The organism is Streptomyces sp. GL_140, assembly GCF_057834465.1.
Genome location: NZ_CM174404.1, coordinates 1,596,082 through 1,621,366 on the forward strand (window position 1 = coordinate 1,596,082; position 25,285 = coordinate 1,621,366).

Below are 25,285 nucleotides of genomic sequence, written 5' to 3' on the forward strand. Positions count from 1 at the left end.
CCGGAAGGACCGACAGACATGAGCAAGCCGCTCAAGCAGATCCATCTCGCGGCGCATTTCCCCGGGGTCAACAACACCACCGTGTGGAGCGACCCGGCCGCCGGAAGTCACATCGACTTCGATTCCTTCGTCCACTTCGCGCGCACCGCCGAGCGCGCCAAGTTCGACTTCCTCTTCCTCGCCGAGGGCCTGCGCCTGCGCGAACAGGGCGGCGAGATATACGACTTGGACGTGGTCGGACGCCCCGACACCTTCACCGTGCTGGCCGCCCTCGCCGCCGTCACCGAGCACCTCGGGCTGACCGGCACCATCAACTCCACCTTCAACGAGCCCTACGAGGTGGCCCGCCAGTTCGCCTCCCTCGACCACCTGTCGGGTGGCCGGGCCGCATGGAACGTGGTCACCTCCTGGGACGCCTTCACCGGGGAGAACTTCCGGCGCGGCGGCTTCCTGCCGCGCGAGCAGCGCTACGAGCGGGCCCGGGAGTTCCTGGCCACCGCGCACGAGCTGTTCGACGCGTGGGACGGCGGGGAGATCCTCGCCGATCCGGTCTCCGGGGAGTTCCTGCGGGACGCGGGCGCGGGGGCCTTCGTCCACCGGGGCGAGCAGTTCGACATCTCCGGCCACTTCAACGTGCCGCGCAGCCCCCAGGGGCGGCCCGTCATCTTCCAGGCGGGCGATTCGGACGAGGGCCGCGAGTTCGCGGCGGCCGGCGCGGACGCCATCTTCGGCCGGCACAGCACCCTGGACGCGGGCCGTGCCTTCTACGCGGACGTCAAGGGGCGCCTGGCCCGGTACGGGCGCACCCCCGACGAGCTGAAGATCCTGCCGGCGGCCACCTTCGTGCTCGGCGACACCGATGCCGAGGCCCGGGAGCTGGCCCACGAGGTACGGCTCAAGCAGGTCAGCGGAGCGACCGCGATCAAGTACCTGGAGCACGTGTGGAACCGGGACCTGTCCGGCTACGACCCGGACGGGCCGCTGCCGGAGATCGACCCGGACCCCGGGGAGAACACCATCGCGCTGGGGCGGGCGAGCGTACGCCTGAACCGGGATCCGGTGGCCGTCGCGCGGGAGTGGCGCGAGCTCGCGGCCGCCCGGGGGCTGTCGATCCGGGAGCTGGTGATCGAGACGACCGGCCGGCAGTCCTTCGTCGGTTCGCCCCTGACGGTCGCGCGGGAGATCGACAACCTGGTCCAGCAGGACGCCGCCGACGGCTTCATCCTCGTCCCGCACCTGACGCCCGGCGGGCTGGACGGCTTCGCGGACACCGTCGTACCCCTGCTTCAGGAGCGCGGGGTGTTCCGCCACGAGTACCAGGGGCCGACGCTGCGCGATCACCTCGGTCTCGCGGCTCCCCACGCCCGGCCCCTCGCCCACACCCACCACTGAGGAGACCCCATGCCCGCCACCGTCCCGCTCGGGATCCTCGACCTCGTCCCGATCCCGTCCGGCTCATCGGCCGCCGAGGCCCTGCGCAGCACCGTGGACCTGGTCCGGCAGGCCGAGCAGTTCGGCTACGCCCGGTACTGGTTCGCCGAGCACCACCTCAACCCGGGCGTCGCCGGGTCCTCCCCCGCCGTCGTGGTGGCGCTGACCGCCTCGGCGACCACCTCGATCCGGGTCGGCTCGGGCGCGGTCCAGCTGGGGCACCGTACGGCCCTGTCCACGGTCGAGGAGTTCGGACTGCTCGACGCTGCGTACCCGGGCCGGATCGACCTGGGCCTGGGCCGCTCGGCGGGCGGCCCGCCGCCGCAGCGCCCGGCCGGGGAGCCGGCGCGGGCCTATACGACGGAGAACGGGCTGCGCATCCCGGAGCCGTTCTCCTTCGCCCATCTACGGGGCCACCCGCGCGTAGCGCTCCAGCACCGGCTGCTGCACCTGCCGGGGGCCGAGTCCGAGGAGTACTCCGGGCAGGTGGGCGACGTACTGGCTCTGCTGCGTGGGGAGTACCGCTCGCCGGAGGGGGTGGCGGTGCACGCCGTGCCCGGGGAGGGCGCCGAGGTGGAGGTGTGGGTGCTGGGCAGCAGCGGCGGGGTGAGCGCGGAGACGGCCGGGGCGGGCGGGCTGCGGTTCGCCGCGAACTACCACGTCAGTCCGTCGAACGTGCTGGAAGCGGCCTCGGCGTACCGGGAGGCCTTCAAGCCCTCGGCGGGGCCGGGCGGGCTGGACCGGCCCTATCTGAGCGTGTCCGCCGATGTGGTGGTGGCGCCGAGCGACGCGGAGGCCCGGGAGCTCGCCGCCGGGTACGCGCCGTGGGTGCACAGCATCCGCACGGCCGAGGGCGCGATCCCCTTCCCCTCCCCGGCCGAGGCCCGGGAGCTGGTGCGGGGCTGGTCGGCGGCGGACCACAAGCTGGTCGCCGACCGGGTGGAGACCCAGTTCGCGGGGTCCCCGGCCACTGTCGCCGACCAGCTGGAGCGGCTGCGGGACGCCACCGGCGCGGACGAGCTGCTGATCACCACGATCACGCACGACCACGCCGACCGGGTGCGGTCGTACCGCCTGCTGGCCGGGGAATGGGCCCGCCGGGGGTACCTGGCCTAGGCCGTCTCCCGCGGATCGGCCGGCCCGGCTTTCGCCGCGGGTCCGGGAAGAGGATCGTGGGAGGTGAGTCCACCTGCACCTGCCATCCAGGGAGGTACGTCATGCGCAAGGTCATGGACTGCAGGGAGTACCCCAGCGAATCGCATTGCTCCCTCACCATCGCGGGTGAGGAAGAGGAAGTCATGCGGGCGGCGGTCTTGCACTCCGTCGACGTGCACGGCCACCAGGACACTCCGGAGTTCCGAGCGACGCTGCAGACCCTGATGAAGGACGAGGTGCCGCAGCACGCCTGACGGCACGCGTCCGGCGTGGCACGCGGAGTGCCGGGTCGTCTCTTTCGGATCTTGTCGGTCTCGTCCGCAAGATCCGAAGGAGACGGCCTACGCCGGGGCGCCCGAGGTGAAACGCCGCAGCAGCGGGGAGAGGACGAGCACGGACTTGGTCCGCTCCACGAAGGGCTCGCCCGCGATCCGCTCCAGGACCCGCTCGAAGTGCCGCATGTCGGAGGCGAAGACCTGGACGAGGGCGTCCGCGTCGCCGGTGACGGTCGACGCGGACACCACCTCGGGGTAGCGCGACAACCCCCTCCGGATGTCGTCCGGCGAGGTGTTGTGGCGGCAGTAGATCTCGATGAAGCCCTCGGTCTCCCAGCCCATGGCGGCGGGGTCGACGCGGACGGTGAAGCCGGTGATGGCCCCTTCGGCACGCAGCCGGTCCACGCGCCGCTTGACGGCGGGGGCGGAGAGCCCGACCTCGGAGCCGATGTCCGCGAAGGAGCGGCGGGCGTCTTCGGCGAGGGCGTGCACGATGCGTTCGTCGAGATCGTTCAGTCGCACTGCGCGTGGATCACTTCTCTGCTGTGGCCGGCTCTGCGGTGGCCAGTCGGGAGCGGCGGATGCCGTAGAGGAAGTAGAACACGAGGCCAACGGCCATCCAGCCACCGAAGACCTGCCAGGTGACGGCGTCGAGGCTGAACATCATGTAGGCGCAGGCTGCGAAGCCGAGGATCGGCGTGACGGGGAACAGCGCGACCTTGAAGGTGCGCGGCATGTCCGGACGGGTGCGGCGCAGGATGATCACGGCGACGTTGACCAGGCCGAAGGCGAAGAGGGTGCCGATGCTGGTGGCGTCGGCCAGCTTGCCGAGCGGAATGAAGGCCGCGAGGGCTCCGCAGAAGAGGGAGACGATCACCACATTGGCGCGGGGGGCGCCGGTGCGCGGGTTGACCTTGGCGAAGATCTTGGGGACCAGGCCGTCGCGGGACATGGCGAACAGGATGCGGGTCTGGCCGTAGAGCACGGCGAAGACGACCGAGGCGATGGCGACGACGGCGCCCGCGGCCAGGACGACGCCCCAGAAGCTGTGGCCGGTGACGTCGGTCATGATCTGGGCCAGCGCGGCCTCGGTGCCCTCGAACTGCTGCCACGGCATGGCGCCGACGGCGACGAAGGCGACGAGGACGTAGAGGACGGTGACGATCAGCAGCGAGAGCATGATCGCGCGGGGCAGGTCGCGCTTGGGGTTCTCGGCTTCCTCACCGGCGGTGGAGGCGGCGTCGAAGCCGATGTAGGAGAAGAAGAGGGTGGCGGCCGCGGCGCTGATGCCGGCCTGACCGAGCGGGGCGAAGTCCGCGTAGTTGCCGGACTTGATGCCCATGAAGCCGATGCCGATGAAGAGCAGCAGCGTGACGATCTTGACGCCGACCATGATCGAGTTGATCCGGGCGCTCTCCTTGGCGCCGCCCATCAGGAAGACCATGGCGAGCAGCACGACGACGAGCGCCGGCAGGTTGATGTAGCCGCCCTCGCCCAGCGGGGCGGAGACGCTCTGCGGGATGGTGATCCCTATCGTGCCGTCGAGGAACTCGTTGAGGTACTGCCCCCAGCCGACGGCGACCGCCGCGACGGAGACCCCGTACTCCAGGACCAGACACCAGCCGCAGATCCAGGCGACGAGCTCGCCCATGGTGGCGTACGAGTAGGAGTAGGAGGATCCCGAGACCGGGACCGATCCGGCCAGCTCCGCGTAGGAGAGCGCCGAGAACAGGGCGGTGAGGCCCGCGATGATGAAGGAGATCGTGACCGCGGGGCCGGCCTTGGGGGCCGCGGTGCCGAGGACCACGAAGATTCCGGTTCCCAGGGTGGCGCCGATGCTGATCATCGTCAGCTGCCACATGGTGAGCGACCGCTTGAGCGAGCCGCCCTCGCCCTGGCCGCCCTCGGCGACCAGCTGCTCCACGGGCTTGCGGCGCAACAGGGGGTGGGCAGCCTTACGGGGCTCGGAGGTGAGCGGTGGCGCCTGGCCGTGATCGAGCACGAGGGGACTCCTTTGTCACTGCGGGTGGGGTTGTTCGGCGTCGACCGCAGCAGTCCGGAGCAGGGGCAGGCCTGAGGCCTGGGCATGGGGACCGCCGAGCAGGCGGTCCTCGCCACTCCACGTACAGCGAGTGAGCCTACGAGCTGAGTGATACCGCCCGTAATGCACCATCCTTGCACATTGGCGACTGATCGTTGCGCGGATCTGTCCGGGATGGTCCTTTGTTGCGTGCGGATGATCGATCAATGCGCGGGCAGTCCCGAACGGCATTCTTGACACTTCGTCAGATCTGCCGCAGCGTGCCGCCATGGACCTGGACGTGCTCTACGAGATCGACGTGCCGCGGCCCTGGCAGGGGGCCCATCCGCACGGTCAGCGAGCAGCCGAGCAGCGCGCCTACCGCGAGGCGGTGGAACAGATCCGGCTCGCCGACCGGATGGGGTTCCGCACCGTCTGGGCGGTCGAGCACCACTTCCGCGAGGGCCGCTCGCACTGCCCGGCCCCCGAGGTGCTCCTGGGACACCTGGCCGGGCTGACCGAGCGGATCCGGCTCGGCTTCGGCGTCACGCTGACCCCCTTCGCGTTCACCCCGCCCCAGCGCATCGCGGAGAAGGTGGCCACCGTCGACGTGCTCTCCGGCGGCCGGGTGGAGTGGGGCACCGGCCGGTCCACGCCCATGGAGCAGACGGCCTTCGGGGTGGACCGGGAGAAGTCCCGGGACGACTGGCGCGAGGCCATCGAGATCGTGACCGGAATGTGGCGCGAAGAGTACTTCGCCTACGAATCCGAGCGCTTCCGCTTCCCGCGCCGCATGGTCACCCCCAAGCCGGTGCAGGATCCGCACCCTCCCGCTTGGATGGCGGCCACCTCCCCCGGATCGGCGGAGGTCGCGGGCGCGCACGGGCTCGGACTGCTCTCCTTCTCGATCATGCAGCCGCTGGAGGCGATGGCCCGGCAGGTGGCCGCGTACCGGACGGCCTCCGCCGCCCCGCGTCCGCTCACCGACGTCACCACGGATCGGGTCGCCGCCTACACCCTCGTCCACGCGACCGCGCCGCGCACCGAACCGGACGCCCGGGTGTGGGAATCGGTCGCCTGGTGGTACTCGAACCTCGCACGGTTCACCCTGGAGTGGGAACTGCCCCACCTGAACCCCGCAGAACGCGAACAGACCTTCCCGCTGCTCACGCCGATCCTCAAAGGGGACGTACCGGTAAGGGAGTTCAGCGACGGCGACATGATCCTCATCGGGGACGCGGAGACGATCGTCGCGAAGGCCAAGCGGTACGCGGACCTCGGCGTCGACCAGCTCATCTGCTACGTCCAGTGGGGATACCTGGAGCACCGGGAGATCCTGCGGACCCTGGAGATCCTGGGCAAGGAAGTCATCCCGGAGCTGGCCCGCTACGAGCCCCGCAAGGCCTCCGCGTGAGCGCCGGACCGCCGCGGGCCGCCTCCGGGGCCCCGCACGCGCCGCCCGATCCCCCCGCCGCCCCCGCCGCCCCCGACACCTCCCCCGTCCCCGACTACGCGGCGCTGCGCCGCCTCGACGGCCGCGCGACGGTCCTGCTCGGCGCGGGCAACGGCATCGGCCGCCAGACCGCGCACGCGCTGGCCGCCGGCGGGGCCCGGGTGCTGTGCGTGGACGTGGACGCGGAGCGGGCCCGGACGGTGGCCGCCGAGACCGGAGGGATCCCGTACGCCGCCGACGTCACCCGGCGCGACCAGGTGCGGGAACTCTTCGCGAAGGCGCCGGAGCTGCTCGGCGGCCGCCCGGTCGGCGCGGTGGTCGACATCGTCGGCATGGCCCGGTACGCCGCGCTGCCCGAGCTGGACGACGCGGACTGGGACCGGCAGTTCGACCTGGTACTGCGCCACGCCTGGCTGGCCGTGCAGTACGGCGGCGAAGCCCTCGCGGCGGCCGGCGGCGGCCCGCTGGTCTTCGTCTCCTCCGTCTCCGGGCTCACCGGCGCCCCGCTGCACGCCGCGTACGGGGCCGCGAAGGCCGGGCTGATGTCATTGGTGCGCTCGGCGGCGGTCGAACTGGGACCGCGCGGGGTACGGGTCAACGCGGTGGCACCGGGGGTGGTGTGGACGCCGCGGGTCGCGGCCCTGCTGGGCGCGGAGGGGCGGCGGCTCAACGCCCTGAACGCGCCGCTGGGACGGGTCGCCGAGACCGCGGACATCGCGGCCGCCCTGTACTTCCTGGCCTCGCCGCAGTCCTCGTACATCACGGGGCAGACCCTGGTGGTCGACGGCGGCGTCGGCGTGAAGTTCCCGTACCCGACGATCGGAGACGAGCGATGAGCACGTGGAGAACCGAGAACGCCGGAAGAGACACCGGGGGAGACGCCGGACAGGACGCCGGGGAGGACATCGGGGCCCGGGAATCGGCCCGGGAATCGGCCCGGGTTCCCGCACAGGCGACGGACGCGGGCCACTGGCTGGACCCGGGGCCCTTCCTGCGCGGGGTGGCCTGGCTGGACAAGGGCCGCCCCGTGCGCGCCGACCCCGCCGACACCATGCGGCTGCCCTGGGACACCGGGGAGCGTGCCACCCTGCCCATCGGGGTGCGCCTGGAGTTCACCGCGCAGGGCGCGCGGGCGGTGGAGATCCGCTACCGGGCGACGGTGCCCGGCCCCACCGACGCGCTGCACGACCTCGCCCACGGCTTCGCCCTCTGGGACCGGCACGGAGTGGTCCGGGAGCTGTACACCGAACCGGCCGCGGAGGCCGTCGTGCGCATCGAACTGCCGGGCGGGCCAGGCCCGTTCACCATCCATCCGCCCGAGACGCAGTCCCCGCTGATCCTCGGCGTGCGCGGGATCGGCGGCGGGGTGAGCCCCGCGCCGCCCGCTCCGCGCTGGGTGGTGCACGGCGACTCCATCACCGAGGGCTGGTGGTCCACCCGGCCCGCGCACGGCTGGCCGGCGGTCGCGGGCCGGGCGCTGGGCTGGGACACCGTCAACCTCGGCTACGCGGGCGCCGCGCGCGGGGAGCTGGCCACCGCCGAGCAGCTCGCCGATCTCCCCGCCGACGTCATCACCCTCGCCTTCGGCACCAACTGCTGGTCCCGCGTGCCGTTCTCGGTCCCGCTCCTGTACGAGACCACCCGCGTGTTCCTGGAACTGGTCCGCCAGGGCCACCCCCGGACACCACTGCTCCTCCTCTCCCCCGTGCTGCGCCCCGACGCGGAGCGCACCCCGAACAGGCTGGGCGCCACCCTGGGCGCGCTGCGCGACGCGATGGAGCGGGCCACCCGGGACCGGATCACCGCCGGGGACGACCGGCTGGCCCTGCTGCCGGGCCGGGACCTGCTGGGCCCCGAACACCTGGCGGACGGCCTGCACCCCAACGACTCCGGACACCGCACGCTCGGCCTCGCTGTGGCCACGGCCATGCGGCGGGCCGGGTTCGACGCTGGGTGAGTGAAACAGCCCACACCGGACGGATTGAACAGAACGGCTCCAACAAGGCGTGTCCTGCACACAGTTGCCGACGCGACCGCTCCACAGAGGGAGCGGGTGCGGCGGCGGTCGTAGGACATACATGTGGGAGAGATCAAGATGGGCATCAAGCGCGGAACCACCCTGGCGGCCGTGGCGGTCGTCGTCGCACTCACCGCGACCGCCTGCGGCGGGGACGACAAGGCGGCCGACACCACCGCGCCGGCCGGTGCGACCGCCCCCGCCCAGAACTCGGCCTCGGGCGACGGCTACGGATCCGGGGGCGGGGGCGGGAGCGCCGATCCGGCCGCGGCGGGATCCGCCAAGCCCGCCGGGCAGCTGGCCATCGCGGCGAACGAGCAGCTCGGCCCGGTCCTCGCCGACAGCGCGGGCTTCACCCTGTACCGCTTCGACAAGGACACCGCGAAGCCCTCGAAGTCCAACTGCGACGGGGACTGCACGAAGACCTGGCCGGTGGTCGCGGCCGGTGACGCCACCGCGGCGGCGGGCATGGACCCGGCGCTGCTGGGCGAGGTGGTCCGCAGCGACGGCAGCAAGCAGCTGACGGTGGCGGGCTGGCCCGTGTACCGGTTCAGCAAGGACACCAAGGCGGGCGACACCAAGGGGCAGGGCGTCGGCGGCACCTGGTTCGCGGCGGCGCCCGACGGCAAGAAGGCGGCGAAGGCGGCCGCTCCGGCCCCCGGCGCGGCCGGGACCGCGGGCGCGCTGACCGTGGCCAAGGATCCCAAGCTCGGCGACCACATCGTCGACGGCAACGGGATGACCGTCTACCGGTTCAAGCCCGACACCGCGTGGCCCATGGTCTCCAAGTGCGAGGGCGACTGCGTGGCCAAGTGGCCGGTCGTGCCCCCGGTGGACCAGGCCAACGCCAAGGGCATCATCGAGAAGAACTACCTCGTGCTGGACCGTCCCGACGGCAAGAAGCAGCAGACGGTGAACTGCTGGCCCGTCTACACCTTCACCGGCGACAAGAAGGCCGGTGACATCAACGGCCAGGGCGTCGGCGGCACGTGGTACGCGGTGGCCCCCGACGGCAAGCTGATCACCGTCCAGTAGCCGCCCGCCGGCCCCGCCCGACGCCTCGTCGGCCCCGTCCGCCCCTCCCTCCCCACGCCTGCACCCCGGCCCGCACCCCGCCGGCAGGCCACCTGACCGCGCGGCCCCCGCCCCTCTCCCCCCGGGCGGGGGCCGCGCACCGTTTCGCCCCGGCGGAGCGGAATCTAGACTCGCCCGCATGCTGCGCGTACTGGCCGTCGACGACGAGAAGCCCCTGCTCGAAGAGCTCCTCTACCTCCTGCGCTCCGACCCCCGGGTGCGCAGCGCAGAGGGCGCCTCGGACGCCACCGAGGCGCTCCGCCGGATCACGCGTGCGCTGGAGAGCGGCCCGGACGGGCCCGACGGCATCGACGTGGTCTTCCTCGACATCCACATGGCCGGGCTGACCGGGCTGGACATCGCACGGCTGCTCGCCGGGTTCGCCCGGCCTCCGCTCGTCGTGTTCGTCACCGCCCACGAGGGGTTCGCCGTGCAGGCCTTCGACCTCAAGGCCGTGGACTACGTCCTCAAGCCGGTCCGGCCGGAGCGGCTGGCCGAGGCCGTGCGGCGGGCCTGCGCGCAGTCCGGGGCCGCGTCCGGCGCCGGGGAGGTGGCGTCGGTCCCGGTGGCGCGCCGCCCGGTTCCCGAGGTCTCCGCCGGGGCCGCCGGGGACCGCGCCCCCGACCAGATCGCCGTCGAGCTGGGCGGCGTCACCCGTTTCGTGGCGATCGCCGACATCGCGTACGTGGAGGCCCAGGGCGACTACGCCCGCCTGCACACCGACGAGGGCAGCCACCTGGTGCGGATCCCCCTGGCCACGCTGGAGGAGCGCTGGGCCGCGCGCGGGTTCGTCCGGATCCACCGCCGCCACCTGGTGGCGCTCGGCCGGATAGACGAACTCCGGCTGGACTCGGGCACCACCACCGTCCGCGTCGGATCGGCCGAGCTCCAGGTGAGCCGACGGCACACGAGGGAGCTGCGCGACCTCCTGATGCGCCAAGCGATGGGCTGACCACGACGGACGAACGGATGAACGGCGGGACGGACGAACGGCGGGGCGGACGGCAGGCCGCGCGGCCGGGCGGGCGGCAGGCCGGGCGACGGGGCACGGGGCAACGGCGCCCGACCGTCCGGCGCGCGGGCGAGCCGTTCGTCGCGCCGGGAGGGGCGTACGGCGATCCGCCGGAGCCGTCGGCCGCAGCGGCGGCGCCGGGGACCGACGCGACGAGCGGCCGCGCGTATCGTGGATCTTCGGCCCCGGGAGGAGGCGAATGTCCGAAATCCAGGCGCTGCTCGACGCGTTGACCGGACTGCCCCGTACCCGTCCGGCCGGGCCCGCCGAGGCCGAGGCCCTGCTGGCCCGCCTGCGCAGCGCGGCCGCGCGCTGGGCCGACGTGCTGTACGAGTCCCGTGAGGGTGCCCGCGGTCAGGTACCGCCCCGGGCCGAGGCGGCGCTGACGCTGGCCTTCCGGCGCGCGGAGGAATCGTACGTGGAGCTGGAAATCGCCCTGCGGGACTGCGCGGAACACCGCGATCCCGCGCTCTGACGCCATCCGGCCGCGCGGTCGGGGAAGGCCTGTCGCCGGGTCCGCGGGCATGCGTAGACTCCCTTGAATCCTCCCCGCCCTAAGGGGCGGAAATTCCTGGCTCACGTCGGCTGTGGACCTGCGGTCTGTCAGCTCTTGCACGATCAGCACCAGCCGGGTTGAGACCAGCCCGGACCAGCATCACGTGGGCGGAGTTCTTGTCCCTGGAGGACACGGCTCCGCACACGGTGCAGGTGTAGGTACGTTCCGAGAGAGGTAGTGCGTGCTTGGTTCTCGCTCCGCACTGCCCGCAGTCCATGGTGGTGTGCGCGGGATGGACAAGGTGCACGATGCGCCCGTGCTTGCGCGCCATCGCGATCAACTCACGCTTGACCGAACCGATCGCCGCGTCGGCGGCCTTGCGGGCCATGGTCGACTTGGCCAGGAAACGCGGCCGGAAGTCCTATCCGGGCATCCCCGCCCGCTGCCGCACCGGCAACCGAGCATTGATGTCCTTCAACGCCTTGGCGCGGGACTTTCCGAGCCCACTGACAACGCCAGAAAGCACAGGTCACCACAGACGCGAAGTGAATTCCGGCACTCCGCACCTGTGACGGCAGGACCCATTCCTCCCCAAGCTGAAGCCCGGAGCATCCTGGGAGAAATCCGGTGAACCAGACGTACGCGCTGACCGCGGTCGCCGTCGTCGTCCTGGTCACGGTGCTGCTGGGCGCGCTGGGCCTGCGGATATCCCGGACCACCTCCGACTTCTACGTGGCTTCGCGCACGGTCGGCCCGCGCCTCAACGCGGCGGCCATCAGCGGCGAGTACCTCTCCGCCGCCTCCTTCCTCGGCGTCGCCGGCCTGGTGCTGCTCCAGGGTCCGCAGATGCTCTGGTACCCGGTGGGCTACACCGCCGGCTACCTGGTGCTGCTCGTCCTGGTCGCGGCCCCGCTGCGCCGCTCGGGCGCGTACACCCTGCCCGACTTCGCGGAGGCCCGCCTGGAATCGCAGGCGGTGCGCCGGATCGCGGTGCTGTTCGTGCTCGGGGTCGGCTGGCTGTACCTGCTGCCGCAGCTCCAGGGCGCCGGCCTGACCCTGGAGATCCTGACGGGGGCCCCGCACTGGGTGGGCGGGGTGGTCGTCGCCTGTGTGGTGACGGCGGCGGTGGCGGCCGGCGGCATGCGCAGCATCACCTTCGTGCAGGCCTTCCAGTACTGGCTGAAGCTGACCGCGCTGCTCGTGCCGGTGTTCTTCCTGCTGGCCGCCTGGGTGGGGGACGGCGCGCCGCGCGCCTCCTTCGACGCCCCGGCCGCCTTCCGCGAGCACAACTCCGTGACCCTGGCCGAGGACGTACGACTGTCCCTGGACGAGCCTCTGACGGTGACGGTGACCGGGCAGGTGGACGGGCACCCGTACGCGGGCGAGTCCGTGACCCTGACCGCCGGAAGCCACTCCGTACGGGCCCACGCGCGGCTGACCTTCGACCCGGACTCCCCGGTGCCCGGAACCCGGGCGGACCCCGGGCCCGCCGTGTCCAGCTGGTCGGAGCCGCTGTCGGGGGCCCGGCCGGAGCTGCGGCTGTACGCGACGTACGGGCTGATCCTGGCCACTTTCCTCGGGACCATGGGGCTGCCGCACGTGGCGGTCCGCTTCTACACGAGCCCGAACGGGCAGGCGGCGCGGCGCACCACGCTGGTGGTGCTGGGGCTGGTCGGCGCGTTCTACCTGCTGCCGCCGGTGTACGGGGCGCTGGGCCGGATCTACGCCCCCGAGCTGGCCCTGACCGGCGAGGCGGACGCGGCGGTGCTGGTGCTGCCGGCCCGGATGGTGGGCGGGACGGCCGGGGAACTGCTGGGGGCGCTGCTGGCCGGGGGCGCCTTCGCGGCGTTCCTGTCGACGGCGTCGGGGCTGACGATGGCGGTGGCGGGGGTGCTGCACCAGGACGTGCTGCCGTGGCGCGGGGTGGGGAGCTTCCGGGCGGCGGTGCTGGTGGCGATCCTGGTGCCGCTGGGCGGGAGCGTGGCGGCGACGGACGTGCCGGTGGCGGACGCGGTGGGGCTGGCCTTCGCCGTGTCGGCGTCCTCTTTCTGTCCGCTGCTGGTGCTGGGCATCTGGTGGCGCGGGCTGACCCCGCCGGGGGCGGTGGCCGGTCTGGTGACGGGGGGCGGGGCTGCGCTGAGCGCGGTGCTGGCGACCCGGGCCGGGCTGGCTCCGGCGGGCTGGCCGAACACGCTGCTGGCGTGGCCGGCGGTGTGGTCGGTGCCGCTCGGGTTCCTGACGATGGTGGTGGTGTCGCTGGGCACGCGCGGGCGGATACCGGCGGGTACGGCGGCGACGCTGGCCCGGCTGCACCTGCCGGAGGCCGTGGCGGGCGAGGCCCCGGCCCGCGCGGCCGACGGCCCCCGGAGCGGCGCCAAGGGCGGTGCTCCGTGAACGGGGCGGTGCTCTCGGACAGGGTCGGTGCTCCATGAGCGGAGCACTGCTCTGCGTGTTGGCCGCGGCCGGAGCCGTGGCGCTCCTGGGGCTCGGCTGGGTCGGCGGCCGGTGGCAGGCCCGGCGCGGCGAGCGCGCCTTCGGCCTCGACCTCGGCACCCCCGTCGAACGGGCCACCTTCCACACCCTGCACACCGCCTCGCTCGCCGCTCCCCCGCTGCGCGCCGGCCTCACCGAGGACGCCGCCCGCAAGGCCGCCAAACGCCTGCGCTCGCTGCTCGGCACCGAGGCCCTGTGCCTGACCGACCGCGGACACGTCCTCGCCTGGGACGGTCCGGGCGCCGACCACCACGAGCGCCGCGTGATGGTCCGCGTCGCCCAGATGCTGGAATCGGGTCGCAGCCAGAGCGTGCGGACCGAGTGCGAACGTCCCGACTGCCCGCTGAAGTGGGTGGTGGTGGCCCCGCTGACCGGCGAGGACGGGATGCTGGGCGCGCTGGTGGCCTACGGGTCCCGGGAGTCGGCGGTGCTGGTGCGGGCCGCGACCGAGCTCGCGCGCTGGGTCTCCGTACAGCTGGAGCTGTCCGAGCTGGACCGCTCGCGGACCCGGTTGATGGAGGCGGAGATCAAGGCGCTGCGCGCGCAGATCTCCCCACACTTCATCTTCAATTCCCTCGCCGCGATCGCCTCGTTCGTGCGCACCGATCCGGAGCGGGCCCGGGACCTGCTGCTGGAGTTCGCGGACTTCACCCGGTACTCCTTCCGTCGGCACGGGGACTTCACCACGCTGGCCGAGGAGCTGCGTTCCATCGAGCAGTACCTGGCTCTGGCCGGGGCCCGGTTCGGGGAGCGGCTGAAGCTGACCTTGCAGGTGGCACCGGAGGTACTTCCGGTGGCGCTGCCGTTCCTGTGCCTGCAGCCGCTGGTGGAGAACGCGGTCAAGCACGGGCTGGAGGATTCCACCGAGGAGTGCCGGATCACCATCGCCGCCCGGGACGCGGGCGCGGAGGCGCTGATCACCATCGAGGACAACGGCGTCGGGATGGATCCGGACCTGCTGCGCCGCATCCTGGCCGGGGAGCACTCCGGCTCCTCCTCCGGCGTCGGGCTGCCCAATGTGGACGACCGGCTGCGCCAGGTCTACGGGGACGACCACGGCCTCGTCATCGAGACGGGGGTGGGCGCGGGCATGAAGATCACCGTGCGGATCCCGAAGTACCGCGCCGGAGTCCACAGCTCGTCCCCGCCCGGCCGGTTTCCCCGGCGCTGACCGGGTCAGGGCCCGCGCCCTCCCGGCGAGGGCGCGGGCCCTGACCCGGCCTGTGGCCGAAGGGCCCGATACGGTATCGGCCACTCCCATGGAGTAACGTCCTTGGTGTGGACGGAGGCTCATAGGTCCCGCGCGGCCTCCGGATCCGGGTGGACGCGCACCGTGCACATTGACGTGACCGGGCCCACCCTGCGCTGACCTGCACGGCAGGCGCGATCGGTCGAAGGCCCGACCGGCGCCGCTGTGAAGGATTTGGTGAATGAGGACTGACGTGCCCCAGGGGACAGGGGAAGGCAAGGCCGAGCGCGGGTTCGACGGGGAGGACGCCTTTCGGGCGAATTCTCCGGCCGCTTCCACCGCAACGGACCGGGGCAGCGACCGACGTGCGTTCGGGCGCGGGCTCATGCTCGGTACGGCCGGAATCCTGGTGACCGTGTCGGGGGCCCTGGTCGCCGTCGGCTGCTTCCTCGGGCTCTACGTGCGGCCCACCTCGGACGACTGGTGCGCGGCCTGGAAGTCCCGTGACATGGGTGTCTTCGGCATCACGTCCGACTTCTACATGACCCAGAACGGCCGGGTCGCCAACGCCTTCCTGAGCGGTGTCATCTACGGCGACGGACTCATCGGCACCAAGATCCTGCCGACCGTCATCGCCGTCACCTTCACCCTCGGCCTGGTCCTGCTCGGCAGCCAGTTCATGCGGTTCCTCGGAGCGAAGCCCCGGCTGCTGCTCCTGACCGCCGGCGCCCTGGTCCTCCAGGCGCTCGTCTACTTCGCCGGAACCCGCAACTACCAGGCGCTGCTCTGGGCCCCCGCCACCATCTCCCACACCATCCCCAGCATCATCGGGGTGTGGGCGCTCCTGCTCGGCATCTGGACCGTCCGCCGGCCCAGCGGCCCCCTGCGCACCTTCGGGTTCGTGGCGACGTTCCTGATCGCGGCCGCGCTCGGCACCCTGAGCGAGCCCTTCACTCTCGTCACCGGCCTCCTCGGAGCCGCCACCGGACTGCTGTCCGTACCCCGCTTCGGGCTGGCACGCACCTGGCGCCCCTTCACCTGGTGCTCGGTCTGGTGCTTCGGACTCCTGAGCGGTCTGGTCCTGCTCTACACCTCCCCCGGCGCCCGCTGGCGCCGCGCCCAGAACCCGTCCAAGGAATCCCTGCTCTCCGTGAAGGGCTTCCGGGCCACCCTCCACGACTGGCTCCAGATGTGGGACTCCGTGACCGGCCAGTGGGCCTACCTCGGAGCCGCCGCGGTCGGCATCCTCATCGGCCTGGCCGTCGGCATGCGCACCTCCGCCACCACCCCCGCCTCCGGTGAGCCGGAAGAGCTCCGCACCGTCCCGCGGCTGACCCGCATCGCCCTGTGGCTGCTCCCGGTGGCCGTGGTGGTGCTGGGCTCCTTCGCCGTCGCGGCGGGCCTGCGCAGCGGCTACGGACCGACCGGATGGACGTACGCCCGTACCTGGACGAACTACCTGGTCCCGATGCTCCTCGGGCTGTGCGCCTACGGCGCCCTGCTCGGGCGCCGGGCCGGCCGGTTCCTGGCCGGCCGACGGACCACGACCAGGTACGTGCCGGTCGCCGTCGTCGCCGCGGGCGCCTTCGTCCTGGCCTCGATGGCCGTGCTCGTCCCGGAGGTCCAGAAGCTCGCCACGACGACCGTCACCCGGTCGGTGGCATGGGACGCCCAGAACGCCCGCATCGAGAAGGAAGCCCGCCAGGGCTCCACCGACGTCGGATACAAGCCCCTGTACATCGGGAACCTGGCCGAACCCTTCTACACCAAGAACTACCAGCGGGACTGGGTCTCCGCCTGCGTCTCCAAGTGGTACGACATCGACCGGATCCACCGCCGCTGAGCGCGGGCCGGTGGCGGAGCACCGCCACCGGCCGACCCGACGACGAGAACGGGCGAAGAAGAGATCCACCTCGCCCCGCCCCGCCCAGAGGTTCCTGTCGTCATGGCCCGAGGACAACGGGCCATGACGACACCCGCCAGTAGGAGAACACCTTGTACACCAGGGACAGGTACCTCACGGACCCGCCGGACTGCGCGTGCGATGTCGACTACTTCGACTCCATGGCGCACCGCCCCGAATGTCCTTGCTATGCGGGGCCGAGCGAGCGCCTGTCGCCGGAAGCCCCGGACGAGCCCGGAGCCGGGGCAATACGCCTCTGACCAGGCCTGCGGGGGTGCAGCGTCCAGGTCGAGCGGGCAGTCGAGTTTCCCTGTCGAATCGGCTCGCCCAGAAATACATTCGGGCATCGCCATCCAGCCATACCCCTCCCGTGACCATAAGGTGACTGATGGGGAGATATGTTTGAGGGCAATGCCGTCGAGAAGAAGGTTGAGGTTGCTGTGCCGGACATATCCGTGGTCGTGATCGTATATAACGATGCCGACCGGCTGCCGGCTGCGGTCCAGTCCGTACTGGAGCAGACACTGCAGAGCGTCGAGGTCGTGATCGTTGACGACTGCAGTTCCGACCGCTCGTTCGAGGTAGCCCAGGAACTGGCCGCAACCCACCCCGGGAAGGTCCGCGCCTACCAGCTCCCGGAGAACAGCGGAGCCGGTGGCGAGCCCCGCAACGTCGGCATTCAGCACACCACGGGCCGCTACGTCATGTTCCTCGACAGCGACGACGTCCTGGAGCGCAACGCGTGCAGGAACCTGTTCGAGGCGGCGGAGGAGACCCGCTCCGACATCGTGTCCGGACTGTGCGTCCGACTGCACAAGGACACCCGTAACCAGAAGCGCGACGAGTGGTACTCGTGGATCTACTCGACCACGCGCACGCTGGAGTCCGTCACCGAGTTTCCCGACCTGTTCGTCTGGGACACCCTGTCGACGAACAAGTGCTATCGCCGCGACTTCCTCATCGAGAACGACCTCCGCTTCCCCAAGGGAATGTTCTACGAGGACCTGATGTTCATCGCCGACGCCTATCTGGCGGCGAAGCGCATCACGCTGATCCCCAACCAGGTCTATTTCTGGCACGTCCACGAACAGGCCGCCGAGAAGTCGGTGACCAACAGCCGGCACGAGATGGTCAACTACCTCCACCGGCTGGACATCCACCGTCGCATCGACGCCCTGCTGGAAGAGCGCGGGCTGACCGAGCTCAAGCTCGCCAAGGACGTCAAGTTCCTCAAGCACGACCTGGTGCTGCACCTACGGGACCTGCCGTTCCGTGACGAGGCCTACCGCATGGAGTTCGCCGAGCACTCCCGGGAGTACCTCAAGGACATCTCCCCGGAGGCCTACGCGAAGGTCCTGCCGATCCAGGCCATCTGCGCCTACCTGCTCGACCAGGGCGACTGGGAGCGTCTGATCCCGGCCGTCGACAGCCTCACGAACCGCGCCAAGATCTCTTCCCCCCTGGCCGAGCACGAGGGCCGGATCTACTGGTGCGACGAGTACCTCGACGACGAGTTCGCCCGCGGCGTCCTGGACGTGACCGACCTGGGCTACCACCAGAAGTCGATCGCTCAGATGTTCCTGCGCAATCAGGTCACCACCTTCACCGCCGAGGGCAACACCCTCCGGATGGCCGGCCGCATCACCAATCCGCTGGGAGTGATCGCGTCCGGAGCCCGTCTGGAGGGCGAGCTGCAATTCAGCGCCCGGCGTCGCAGCCTTCAGTCCTTCACCTTCCCCGTGCGCTCGTTCCGGCACGACGGCGAGTCGGTGCACTGGGAGGCGGAGGTGGACCTCACCAAGGACCTGCGCCCCCTGGGAATCATCGACACCGTCTGGGACGTGCGTCTGTCCATGGACGTGGACGGCGCCCGTACGACGACCCGACTCACCGTCGGTGACATCGACCTGTCCGACGGCGAGCTGCCGGTGCGCCCGCGGCTGACCCGCATGGTGGCCGACCACCTCGAACCCCACGCCTCCGCCAAGGGGCACCTGGCGTTCCGTCTCGTCACCGCGAGCCAGACGAGCGAGCGCGTCCAGGAACTGATCGACCGCGGCGTGCGGGGCAAGCCGGGGGCACTGGCCAAGTCTGGGTTCCGCAAGGCCAAGTCCGTGCGCAAGAACCTCACTTCCCGCGAGACCAAGCTCCGCCTGTACCACGAGATCTTCAGCCGGCTGCCCATCAAGAAGCACACGGTCGTCTTCGAGAGCCACCTCGGCCGGCAGTACAGCGACAGCCCGCGCGCCATCTACGAGGAGATGCGGCGCCAGGGCCTCGAGTTCGAGGCGATCTGGTCCTACAGCGGCTCCCCGAAGGGCTTCCCCAAGGACGCCACGCTGGTGCGCGCCTGGTCGCTGCCGTACCTCAAGGCGCTCGCCCAGGCCGAGTTCTGGGTGGACAACCAGAGCTTCCCGCTCAAGCTGACGAAGCGTCCCGAGACCACCTACATCCAGACCTGGCACGGCTCGGCGCTCAAGCGCATGGGCTTCGACCTGCCCGAGCTCAAGGCCGCCACACGGGCCCGGCAGCAGGAGCAGCAGGCCGCCCTGGACCGCTTCGACCGCTTCCTGATCCGGTCGGAACACGACGTGCACACGCTGGCCAAGGCCTTCCGCCTGCAGGAGAAGTCCCTGCTGCGGGTGGGCTATCCGCGCAACGACGCGCTGGTGCAGGCCCGTCAGCGCGAGGCGGAGGGCGGAGCACGCGAGCGCGGTCCGCTCGCGGCCGAGCTGGGCATCGCCGACAACAAGACGGTCCTGCTCTACGCCCCGACCTTCCGCAAGGTGGGGGGCCGGCACAACCAGTTCGAGCTCCCCTTCGACGTGGAGCGCTTCGCCGACGAGTTCGGCGACAAGTTCGTGCTGCTCGTCCGGTCGCACTACCTCAACCACGTGGTTCTGCCGCCCACCGTGCGCGGCCGGGTCATCGACGTCTCCTCGCACCACGACGTGACGCCGCTGCTGAACCTCGCGGACGCGCTGATCACCGACTACTCCTCCGTGATGTTCGACTACGCCCTGCTCGACCGGCCGATGCTCTTCTTCACGTACGACTACCAGGAATACGTCCACCAGGACCGCGGCACGTACTTCGATCTCCTGGAGCACGCGCCCGGTCCGGTGTTCGACACCGAAGAGGAGTTCTTCGACGCGGTGAAGTCCCTGGACACCCAGGCACTCGATTACGCCTCGAAGCGTGAGCAGTTCGGCAGCCGGTTCGGCGAGCACGACCAGGGCACTGCCAGCCAGAGCATTGTCGATCAGTTCTTCGCGCACTGGAGGCGTTGATGACCCAGCAGACCGAAGCCACCACCCGGGACATCTTCTTCGTCTCCAACAGCGTGAACGAGCTCGGAGGCATCACCAGCTGGACCCACCAGATGGCCCGCCTCTTCAGCGACCGGGGCCACCGGGTACACGTCCTGGGCATCACTCCGCCGCCCGCGGGACGCAGCCACGAACTCGGCGACGACCTGCCGTACGCGACCACCACGCTCTACGACGTCCACCCGCCGAGCCCCAAGCCCCTCCGCGGGCTCAAGGGCAAGCTCAACCTCGCCGACCAGCGCCGCAATGCCGCCCGTGAGGCCGGCATGCGGGAGCAGGCCGCGAAGCTGACGGCACTGTTCCGGGCCGCCCGCCCCGGTGGGATCCTCATCGTCACGCAGGTGTGGGCCATGGAATGGGTGGCGCTCGCCGACACCGCCGGGCTCACCGTGATCGGCATGAGCCACGAGTCCTTCGAGACCTGCCGCGGCTCGTCCCGTTTCCAGCGCGTGCAGCGGTTCTACAAGGACGTGGACCGCATGCTCACCCTGACGCGCGAGGACGCGGACCTCTGGATCCGCCAGCAGCTCGACAACGTCGGCTTCATGCCCAACCCGCTGCCGTTCTTCCCGGAGGAGCCGTCCAAGCGCGAGGCCAGGACGGTGGTGAGCATCGGCCGCCTGCACGAGGAGAAGGGTGTCGACCTGCTCCTCGACGCCTGGGCGGAGGTCGCACCGCACCACGAGGACTGGACGCTGCGCATCTTCGGCGCGGGCGAGGAGGAGGAGGCGCTGCGCAAGCAGAGCGCGGCGCTGGGGATCGAGTCCTCCGTGGAGTGGATGGGCCGCACCGGCGATGTCCCGGGGGCTCTTCGCGACAGTTCCGTGTTCGTCCTGAGTTCCCGTGGCGAGGGTTTCCCCCTCGCGCCGATGGAGGCCATGGCCACGGCCGTGCCGTGCGTCGCCTTCGATGTCGCCCCCGGAGTCCGGGAGATCATCACGGACGGCGTGGACGGACTGCTCGCGTCGCCGGGCAATACCGCTGAACTGGCCCGGCAGATAAGGAAGTTGCTGGCCGACAAGGAACTGCGGGACGGTATGGGCGAGGCTGCCCGCGAGAACATCCAGCGCTACTCGACCGAACGGATCGTGAACCGCTGGGAAGGACTGTTCACCCTCCTGGGAGAGTAGATCCCTCCTGCAGGCCTTCCGAAGGGGGCCACCGGCACATCGCCGGTGGCCCCCTTCGGCCGTCCTGCGGCCGCGGTCGTTTCCGGCGGAAACGACCGCGGCCCCGCCCCCGTCCTGGTGGACGGGGGCGGGGCCGCGGTGGGAAGTACTGGCTGTACTAGCTCCAGCTGGCGTGCAGCGGCTTGCCCTCGGCGTAGCCCGCCGCGGACTGGATGCCGACGACGGCCTTCTCCTCGAACTCCGCGAGGGAGGCGGCACCGGCGTAGGTGCAGGAGGAGCGGACGCCCGCGATGATCGAGTCGATCAGGTCCTCGACGCCCGGACGGGCCGGGTCCAGGAACATCCGGGAGGTCGAGATGCCCTCCTCGAAGAGACCCTTGCGCGCACGGTCGTACGCGGACTCCTCGGAGGTGCGGTTCTGCACCGCGCGCGCCGAGGCCATGCCGAACGACTCCTTGTACAGGCGGCCGTCGGCCGCCTGCTGCAGGTCGCCCGGGGACTCGTACGTACCGGCGAACCAGGAGCCGATCATGACGTTCGACGCACCGGCGGCCAGCGCCATCGCCACGTCGCGCGGGTGACGGACGCCGCCGTCGGCCCACACGTGCTTGCCGTACTTCTTCGCCTCGGCCGCACACTCCAGCACCGCGGAGAACTGCGGGCGGCCCACGCCGGTCATCATGCGGGTGGTGCACATGGCGCCGGGGCCCACACCGACCTTGATGATGTCGGCGCCGGCGTCGATCAGGTCCTTGACGCCCTCGGCGGCGACGATGTTGCCGGCGACGATCGGGACCTGCGGGTCGAGCGCCCGGACGGCCTTGATCGCGCTGATCATCGATTCCTGGTGGCCGTGCGCGGTGTCGATGACGAGCGTGTCCACGCCCGCGTCGAGCAGCTGCTTGGCCTTGGAGACGAAGTCGCCGTTGATGCCCACGGCCGCGGCGATGCGCAGCTTGCCGTCGGCATCGGTGGCGGGGGTGTACAGGGTCGCGCGCAGGGCGGCCTTGCGCGTGAGGATGCCGACGAGCTTGCCGTCCTTGTCGACGGCGGGGGCCAGCTTGCGGTGGCCGGCGTCGAGCTTGTTGAACGCCTCGCGGGGGTCGATATCGGCGTCGAGGAGCAGGAGCTCCTTCGACATGACCTCGGAGAGCTGCGTGAAGCGGTCCACGCCGGTCAGGTCGTGGTCGGTGACGACACCGACCGGGCGGCCGTCCGCGTCGACGACGACGCCGGCGCCGTGGGCCCGCTTGGGCAGCAGGGACAGCGCGTCGGCGACGGTCTGGGTGGGCGCCAGCGTGATCGGGGTGTCGAGCACGAGGTGGCGCGTCTTCACCCAGGAGATGACGTCGGTGACGACCTCGATCGGGATGTCCTGCGGGATGACGACGATGCCGCCGCGGCGGGCGACCGTCTCGGCCATCCGGCGGCCGGCGATGGCGGTCATGTTGGCCACGACCAGTGGAATGGTGGTGCCGGTGCCATCGGGCGCGGAGAGGTCGACGCCCTGGCGGGAGCCGACCGCGGAGCGGCTCGGCACCATGAATACATCGTCGTACGTCAGGTCGTACGGCGGCTTCAGGTCATTGAGGAAACGCACGTGCTGAACATCCCAGTCGATCGGAGGTAACCCCGACAGGGCAGCCGAGGAACGCACGTACTTCATTCTCCCACGTCCTGGTGTTCACACCGCCCGGGGCGATCATCCAGGACATTTTGATCCGGATGGTCGTTTCCTACGGGACTTCGGTCCTTCCGAGGACGGCGCCGGCCGTCCGGACCCGGGTCGGCGGGCGGCCGGGCGGCGGTTCCGCGGGCCGGTGGACCGGGCCCCGGCGCCGCGCCAGCGGGAGAATCGTTCCTTCTCTGCCGTGCCGCACCGCCGTGAATTCGGCGGCGATGGCCAGGGCCGTCTCCTCGGGGGTCCCCCCGCCGAGGTCCAGGCCGATCGGCGACCGCAGCCCGGCCAGCGCGGCCGCCGAGAGCCCCTCGGCGCGCAGCCGCTCCGTCCGCTCCTCGTGGGTGCGCCTCGATCCCATCGCCCCGACGTACCCGAGCGGCAGCCGCAGGGCCAGCGTGAGCAGCGGGATGTCGAACTTGGCGTCGTGCGTCAGGACGCACACCGCCGTACGGGCATCCAGCCTGCCCGCCTCCCACTCCGCCGCCAGGTGCCGGTGCGGCCAGTCCACGACCACCTCGTCGGCCTCGGGGAACCGGGCGGCCGTGACGAAGACCGGCCGGGCGTCGCACACCGTGACCCGGTGGCCCAGGAAGGCCCCGATCCGGGTGAGGGCGGCGGCGAAGTCGATGGCCCCGTAGACGAGCAGCCGGGGCGGTTCGGCGGCCGACTCGACCAGCAAGGTCAGCGGCTGCCCGCACAGCCCGCCGGCCGTGCCCAGCTCGGCGGTGCCGGTGCGCCCGGCCGCGAGCAGGGCCCCCACCTGCGCGGCGGCGGCCTCGTTCAGCTCGGTGCTCCCGCCCAGGCAGCCCTCGTAGGAGCCGTCGGCGTGCACGGCCAGGGCCCGGCCCAGCTGCTCGGGCGGGCCGCAGACCACCCGGCCCAGCGCGCTGCGGGTCCCGCAGCCGGCGGCGTCGAGCACCGCGCCGATGACGGGCCGCACGGGGTCGTTGCGGCGGACCGGGGTGATCAGGACGTCGAGGATCCCCCCGCAGGTCAGCCCGACGGCGAAGGCGTCGTCGTCGCTGTACCCGAAGCGGTGCACGCCGCCTTCGCCGGAGGCGATCGCCTCCAGGCACATCTCGTGGGCGGCGGACTCCACGCAGCCTCCGGAGAGGGATCCGAGCGCGGTCCCCCGGTCGTCGACGGCCAGCGAGGCGCCGGGTCCGCGCGGCGCGCTGCCGCTGACGGCGACCACGGTGGCCACGGCGAAGTCCCGGCCGGAGGCGTACCACGCGCGTAGCTCCGCGGCGATGTCGAGCATCAGCGGATGTATTCGCGGCGCGAGCTCTGCCCCGGGACGACCGGGCGCGGCGGGAACGCCGGGGGCGCGGCCGCATGGGCGGCGGCGCGCGCGGCAGCGGCCGAACGCGTCGGGCCGGAGTACGAATCGGGTTCCGGCGCGAGGGGGCCCGGTCCGCGGCGGCCCAGCAGCATCGCGGCGTGGGCGACGCTGGCGAGGGTGGCATGGTGGTGCCAGCCCCGGAAGGAGCGGCCTTCGAAGTCCCGGATGCCCGCGGGTTCGCACACCTCGGTGAAGTCCAGCGCGACCCGGTCGGTGAGTTTGGCGAGCAGGAAGAGCTGAGCGAGCGGCCGGTCCCCTATGTTCGTGATCCAGAACTCCGAGGGCAGCAGGGCCGCTTCGGTCCATGCTCCGACCAGCAGCAGCGGGGTGGGCGCCGCGGGCACGATCCGGTCCTCACCGGGGGTGGCGAAGATGGCGGCCGAGGTCAGCAGGGTTACCGCTCCTTCGGCGCGGCCGTGCCGGGTCCATTCGACGACGCGGCGCTGGGAGCGCAGGGAGTCGATGAGTTCGCGGGCGGGCGCGGTGTGCGGCCCGGGCTTGTGCCGGCCGGCCCCGCCGAAGGAGACGGGCAGGGTGCCGTCCACCTTGAACACGAAGGGGATGTCCTGGAGTGCGAAGGAGTCGATGCACTGCGGGAGTTCGGTGTTGGAGACCTCCATCACCACGGGCCTGCGCTGGAGTTGCCAGGTGGCGGCCATCCGCTGGACCGCGTGTACGGCGTCCTGGGCGGGGGTGAGCGAGCGTGCCGTGTCCGGGATTCCGGCCCGGCGGCGGCGCAGGAGTTCGGCCGTCCACGGACCGGGGAGGGTGAGGGTCCATTCGACGGGGAAGCCGGCCTCGCTCGATGCGAGCCAGATCCCGCTGGCCTGCTGACAGTTGGCCGTGCGGCCGAGCTGGGGGACGAACTGCCGACCGACACCGACCGAGCGGTCGCCGGCCTTCTCGATGACCATCGGCCGGACCACCCAGGCCAGCGGGCGCTGGGCGGTGCGTTCGAGGTGCTGGGCGAGGGAGCGGCGGACGGGGGTCCAGTCCCACGGGGATTTGCTGATGAACTGCTGGAGGCTCTGTTCTACGGAACTGGCCCCTGTTCCGGCAATGTTACGGATTGTTTTCTTTCCGCTGGTCCGAACGAGGCCGTTCAGATATACGCGGGCCCAGTTCCGCTGGTCCCGCCGGGGTAATGATTCGAAGAAGAGCGAGATCAGTACGTCGATCAATTCGGAGATTTCCCTGGTGGATTCCTCCGGCAGGACTACGCGAGCCATCTGGGCCTCCCCCGCGACCAGCTAGATCCAATACCCTACTTGACCGTGGAGAACGG

20 protein-coding genes and 1 pseudogene are annotated in these 25,285 nt (G+C 71.4%); 15 read left to right on the top strand and 6 right to left on the bottom strand.

Annotated features, from left to right (window positions below):
- Positions 1-18 precede the first annotated feature (18 nt).
- The 3 genes from AC3IYJ_RS07400 to AC3IYJ_RS07410 all read left to right on the top strand — a co-directional run bounded on the left by AC3IYJ_RS07400 (position 19) and on the right by AC3IYJ_RS07410 (position 2,840).
- On the top strand, positions 19-1,392 hold the full coding sequence (locus AC3IYJ_RS07400; RefSeq protein ID WP_489400536.1) for an NtaA/DmoA family FMN-dependent monooxygenase: 1,374 nt from the start codon (positions 19-21) through the stop codon (positions 1,390-1,392).
- A gap of 9 nt (positions 1,393-1,401) precedes the next feature.
- Complete coding sequence (locus tag AC3IYJ_RS07405; RefSeq protein ID WP_489400537.1) at positions 1,402-2,547, top strand: LLM class flavin-dependent oxidoreductase; 1,146 nt, start codon at positions 1,402-1,404, stop codon at positions 2,545-2,547.
- A gap of 101 nt (positions 2,548-2,648) precedes the next feature.
- Complete coding sequence (locus AC3IYJ_RS07410; protein ID WP_489400538.1) at positions 2,649-2,840, top strand: DUF1059 domain-containing protein; 192 nt, start codon at positions 2,649-2,651, stop codon at positions 2,838-2,840.
- A gap of 87 nt (positions 2,841-2,927) precedes the next feature.
- Here the strand turns inward: AC3IYJ_RS07410 and AC3IYJ_RS07415 are convergent, their stop codons facing one another.
- Together AC3IYJ_RS07415 and AC3IYJ_RS07420 are read right to left on the bottom strand one after the other, a co-directional pair.
- Positions 2,928-3,383: an Lrp/AsnC family transcriptional regulator gene (locus AC3IYJ_RS07415; protein ID WP_489400539.1), complete on the bottom strand. Its 456-nt coding sequence runs from the start codon at positions 3,381-3,383 to the stop codon at positions 2,928-2,930.
- A 10-nt stretch (positions 3,384-3,393) separates the two neighbouring features.
- Positions 3,394-4,863 (bottom strand): amino acid permease, encoded by a 1,470-nt coding sequence (locus tag AC3IYJ_RS07420; protein WP_489400540.1) that lies wholly within the window; start codon positions 4,861-4,863, stop codon positions 3,394-3,396.
- A gap of 307 nt (positions 4,864-5,170) precedes the next feature.
- On the opposite strand from AC3IYJ_RS07420, the gene AC3IYJ_RS07425 reads away from it, so the two are divergent.
- From AC3IYJ_RS07425 to AC3IYJ_RS07450, 6 genes are all read left to right on the top strand, one after another.
- Positions 5,171-6,295 carry an LLM class flavin-dependent oxidoreductase gene (locus AC3IYJ_RS07425; RefSeq protein WP_489400541.1) on the top strand — a complete coding sequence of 375 codons (1,125 nt, stop codon included), beginning with the start codon at positions 5,171-5,173 and terminating at the stop codon, positions 6,293-6,295.
- Positions 6,292-7,170: an SDR family NAD(P)-dependent oxidoreductase gene (locus AC3IYJ_RS07430; protein WP_489400542.1), complete on the top strand. Its 879-nt coding sequence runs from the start codon at positions 6,292-6,294 to the stop codon at positions 7,168-7,170. The genes AC3IYJ_RS07425 and AC3IYJ_RS07430 overlap by 4 nt, the downstream gene beginning before the upstream one ends.
- Positions 7,167-8,291 (top strand): GDSL-type esterase/lipase family protein, encoded by a 1,125-nt coding sequence (locus AC3IYJ_RS07435; RefSeq protein ID WP_489400543.1) that lies wholly within the window; start codon positions 7,167-7,169, stop codon positions 8,289-8,291. Before AC3IYJ_RS07430 ends, AC3IYJ_RS07435 begins: the two co-directional genes overlap by 4 nt.
- Before the next feature lie 138 nt (positions 8,292-8,429).
- Positions 8,430-9,386, top strand: a complete 957-nt coding sequence (locus AC3IYJ_RS07440) for an SCO0930 family lipoprotein (RefSeq protein WP_489402729.1) — start codon at positions 8,430-8,432, stop codon at positions 9,384-9,386.
- Between the two features lie 178 nt (positions 9,387-9,564).
- Positions 9,565-10,377, top strand: coding sequence for a LytR/AlgR family response regulator transcription factor (locus AC3IYJ_RS07445; RefSeq protein WP_489400544.1), 813 nt, complete (start codon positions 9,565-9,567; stop codon positions 10,375-10,377).
- Between the two features lie 259 nt (positions 10,378-10,636).
- Positions 10,637-10,912, top strand: coding sequence for a hypothetical protein (locus AC3IYJ_RS07450; protein ID WP_330295347.1), 276 nt, complete (start codon positions 10,637-10,639; stop codon positions 10,910-10,912).
- Between the two features lie 79 nt (positions 10,913-10,991).
- On the opposite strand, the pseudogene AC3IYJ_RS07455 reads toward AC3IYJ_RS07450, so the two are convergent.
- A pseudogene (locus tag AC3IYJ_RS07455) lies at positions 10,992-11,354 on the bottom strand (zinc ribbon domain-containing protein); the annotation flags it as partial.
- Here AC3IYJ_RS07455 and AC3IYJ_RS07460 point away from each other — a divergent pair.
- The 6 genes from AC3IYJ_RS07460 (at position 11,254) to AC3IYJ_RS07485 (ending at position 20,977) form a co-directional block, all read left to right on the top strand.
- The gene (locus AC3IYJ_RS07460) at positions 11,254-11,505 is read left to right on the top strand and encodes a hypothetical protein (RefSeq protein WP_489400545.1); all 252 of its coding nucleotides are present in this window, start codon (positions 11,254-11,256) and stop codon (positions 11,503-11,505) included. The pseudogene AC3IYJ_RS07455 and the gene AC3IYJ_RS07460 sit on opposite strands and share 101 nt — an antisense overlap.
- Before the next feature lie 55 nt (positions 11,506-11,560).
- A complete protein-coding gene (locus AC3IYJ_RS07465) occupies positions 11,561-13,327 on the top strand; it encodes a sodium/solute symporter (protein ID WP_489400546.1) in 1,767 nt (588 codons plus the stop codon).
- A 34-nt stretch (positions 13,328-13,361) separates the two neighbouring features.
- On the top strand, positions 13,362-14,597 hold the full coding sequence (locus tag AC3IYJ_RS07470; RefSeq protein ID WP_489400547.1) for a histidine kinase: 1,236 nt from the start codon (positions 13,362-13,364) through the stop codon (positions 14,595-14,597).
- Between the two features lie 259 nt (positions 14,598-14,856).
- Positions 14,857-16,458 (top strand): hypothetical protein, encoded by a 1,602-nt coding sequence (locus tag AC3IYJ_RS07475; protein WP_489400548.1) that lies wholly within the window; start codon positions 14,857-14,859, stop codon positions 16,456-16,458.
- A 458-nt stretch (positions 16,459-16,916) separates the two neighbouring features.
- Positions 16,917-19,808: a bifunctional glycosyltransferase/CDP-glycerol:glycerophosphate glycerophosphotransferase gene (locus tag AC3IYJ_RS07480; protein WP_489400549.1), complete on the top strand. Its 2,892-nt coding sequence runs from the start codon at positions 16,917-16,919 to the stop codon at positions 19,806-19,808.
- The gene (locus tag AC3IYJ_RS07485; protein WP_489400550.1) at positions 19,808-20,977 is read left to right on the top strand and encodes a glycosyltransferase; all 1,170 of its coding nucleotides are present in this window, start codon (positions 19,808-19,810) and stop codon (positions 20,975-20,977) included. The genes AC3IYJ_RS07480 and AC3IYJ_RS07485 overlap by 1 nt, the downstream gene beginning before the upstream one ends.
- Before the next feature lie 157 nt (positions 20,978-21,134).
- Here AC3IYJ_RS07485 and AC3IYJ_RS07490 read toward each other — a convergent pair whose 3' ends face one another.
- The 3 genes from AC3IYJ_RS07490 to AC3IYJ_RS07500 form a co-directional block, all read right to left on the bottom strand.
- Entirely contained in the window at positions 21,135-22,577 is a 1,443-nt protein-coding gene (locus AC3IYJ_RS07490; protein WP_489400551.1) for a GuaB1 family IMP dehydrogenase-related protein, read from the bottom strand.
- A gap of 136 nt (positions 22,578-22,713) precedes the next feature.
- Positions 22,714-23,919: an XdhC family protein gene (locus AC3IYJ_RS07495; RefSeq protein WP_489400552.1), complete on the bottom strand. Its 1,206-nt coding sequence runs from the start codon at positions 23,917-23,919 to the stop codon at positions 22,714-22,716.
- On the bottom strand, positions 23,919-25,229 hold the full coding sequence (locus AC3IYJ_RS07500; protein ID WP_489400553.1) for an IS701 family transposase: 1,311 nt from the start codon (positions 25,227-25,229) through the stop codon (positions 23,919-23,921). The genes AC3IYJ_RS07495 and AC3IYJ_RS07500 overlap by 1 nt, the downstream gene beginning before the upstream one ends.
- Positions 25,230-25,285: the final 56 nt, after the last annotated feature.

Bases quoted from the DNA above. Each gene is read 5' to 3' on its own strand.
- AC3IYJ_RS07470 (WP_489400547.1), top strand. From the start codon at position 13,362: ATGAGCGGAGCACTGCTCTGCGTGTTGGCCGCGGCCGGAGCCGTGGCG.
- AC3IYJ_RS07445 (WP_489400544.1), top strand. From the start codon at position 9,565: ATGCTGCGCGTACTGGCCGTCGACGACGAGAAGCCCCTGCTCGAAGAG.
- AC3IYJ_RS07410 (WP_489400538.1), top strand. From the start codon at position 2,649: ATGCGCAAGGTCATGGACTGCAGGGAGTACCCCAGCGAATCGCATTGC.
- AC3IYJ_RS07400 (WP_489400536.1), top strand. From the start codon at position 19: ATGAGCAAGCCGCTCAAGCAGATCCATCTCGCGGCGCATTTCCCCGGG.
- AC3IYJ_RS07495 (WP_489400552.1), bottom strand. From the start codon at position 23,919: ATGCTCGACATCGCCGCGGAGCTACGCGCGTGGTACGCCTCCGGCCGG.
- AC3IYJ_RS07425 (WP_489400541.1), top strand. From the start codon at position 5,171: ATGGACCTGGACGTGCTCTACGAGATCGACGTGCCGCGGCCCTGGCAG.
- AC3IYJ_RS07485 (WP_489400550.1), top strand. From the start codon at position 19,808: ATGACCCAGCAGACCGAAGCCACCACCCGGGACATCTTCTTCGTCTCC.
- AC3IYJ_RS07475 (WP_489400548.1), top strand. From the start codon at position 14,857: ATGAGGACTGACGTGCCCCAGGGGACAGGGGAAGGCAAGGCCGAGCGC.
- AC3IYJ_RS07440 (WP_489402729.1), top strand. From the start codon at position 8,430: ATGGGCATCAAGCGCGGAACCACCCTGGCGGCCGTGGCGGTCGTCGTC.
- AC3IYJ_RS07500 (WP_489400553.1), bottom strand. From the start codon at position 25,229: ATGGCTCGCGTAGTCCTGCCGGAGGAATCCACCAGGGAAATCTCCGAA.
- AC3IYJ_RS07480 (WP_489400549.1), top strand. From the start codon at position 16,917: ATGTTTGAGGGCAATGCCGTCGAGAAGAAGGTTGAGGTTGCTGTGCCG.
- AC3IYJ_RS07435 (WP_489400543.1), top strand. From the start codon at position 7,167: ATGAGCACGTGGAGAACCGAGAACGCCGGAAGAGACACCGGGGGAGAC.
- AC3IYJ_RS07450 (WP_330295347.1), top strand. From the start codon at position 10,637: ATGTCCGAAATCCAGGCGCTGCTCGACGCGTTGACCGGACTGCCCCGT.
- AC3IYJ_RS07405 (WP_489400537.1), top strand. From the start codon at position 1,402: ATGCCCGCCACCGTCCCGCTCGGGATCCTCGACCTCGTCCCGATCCCG.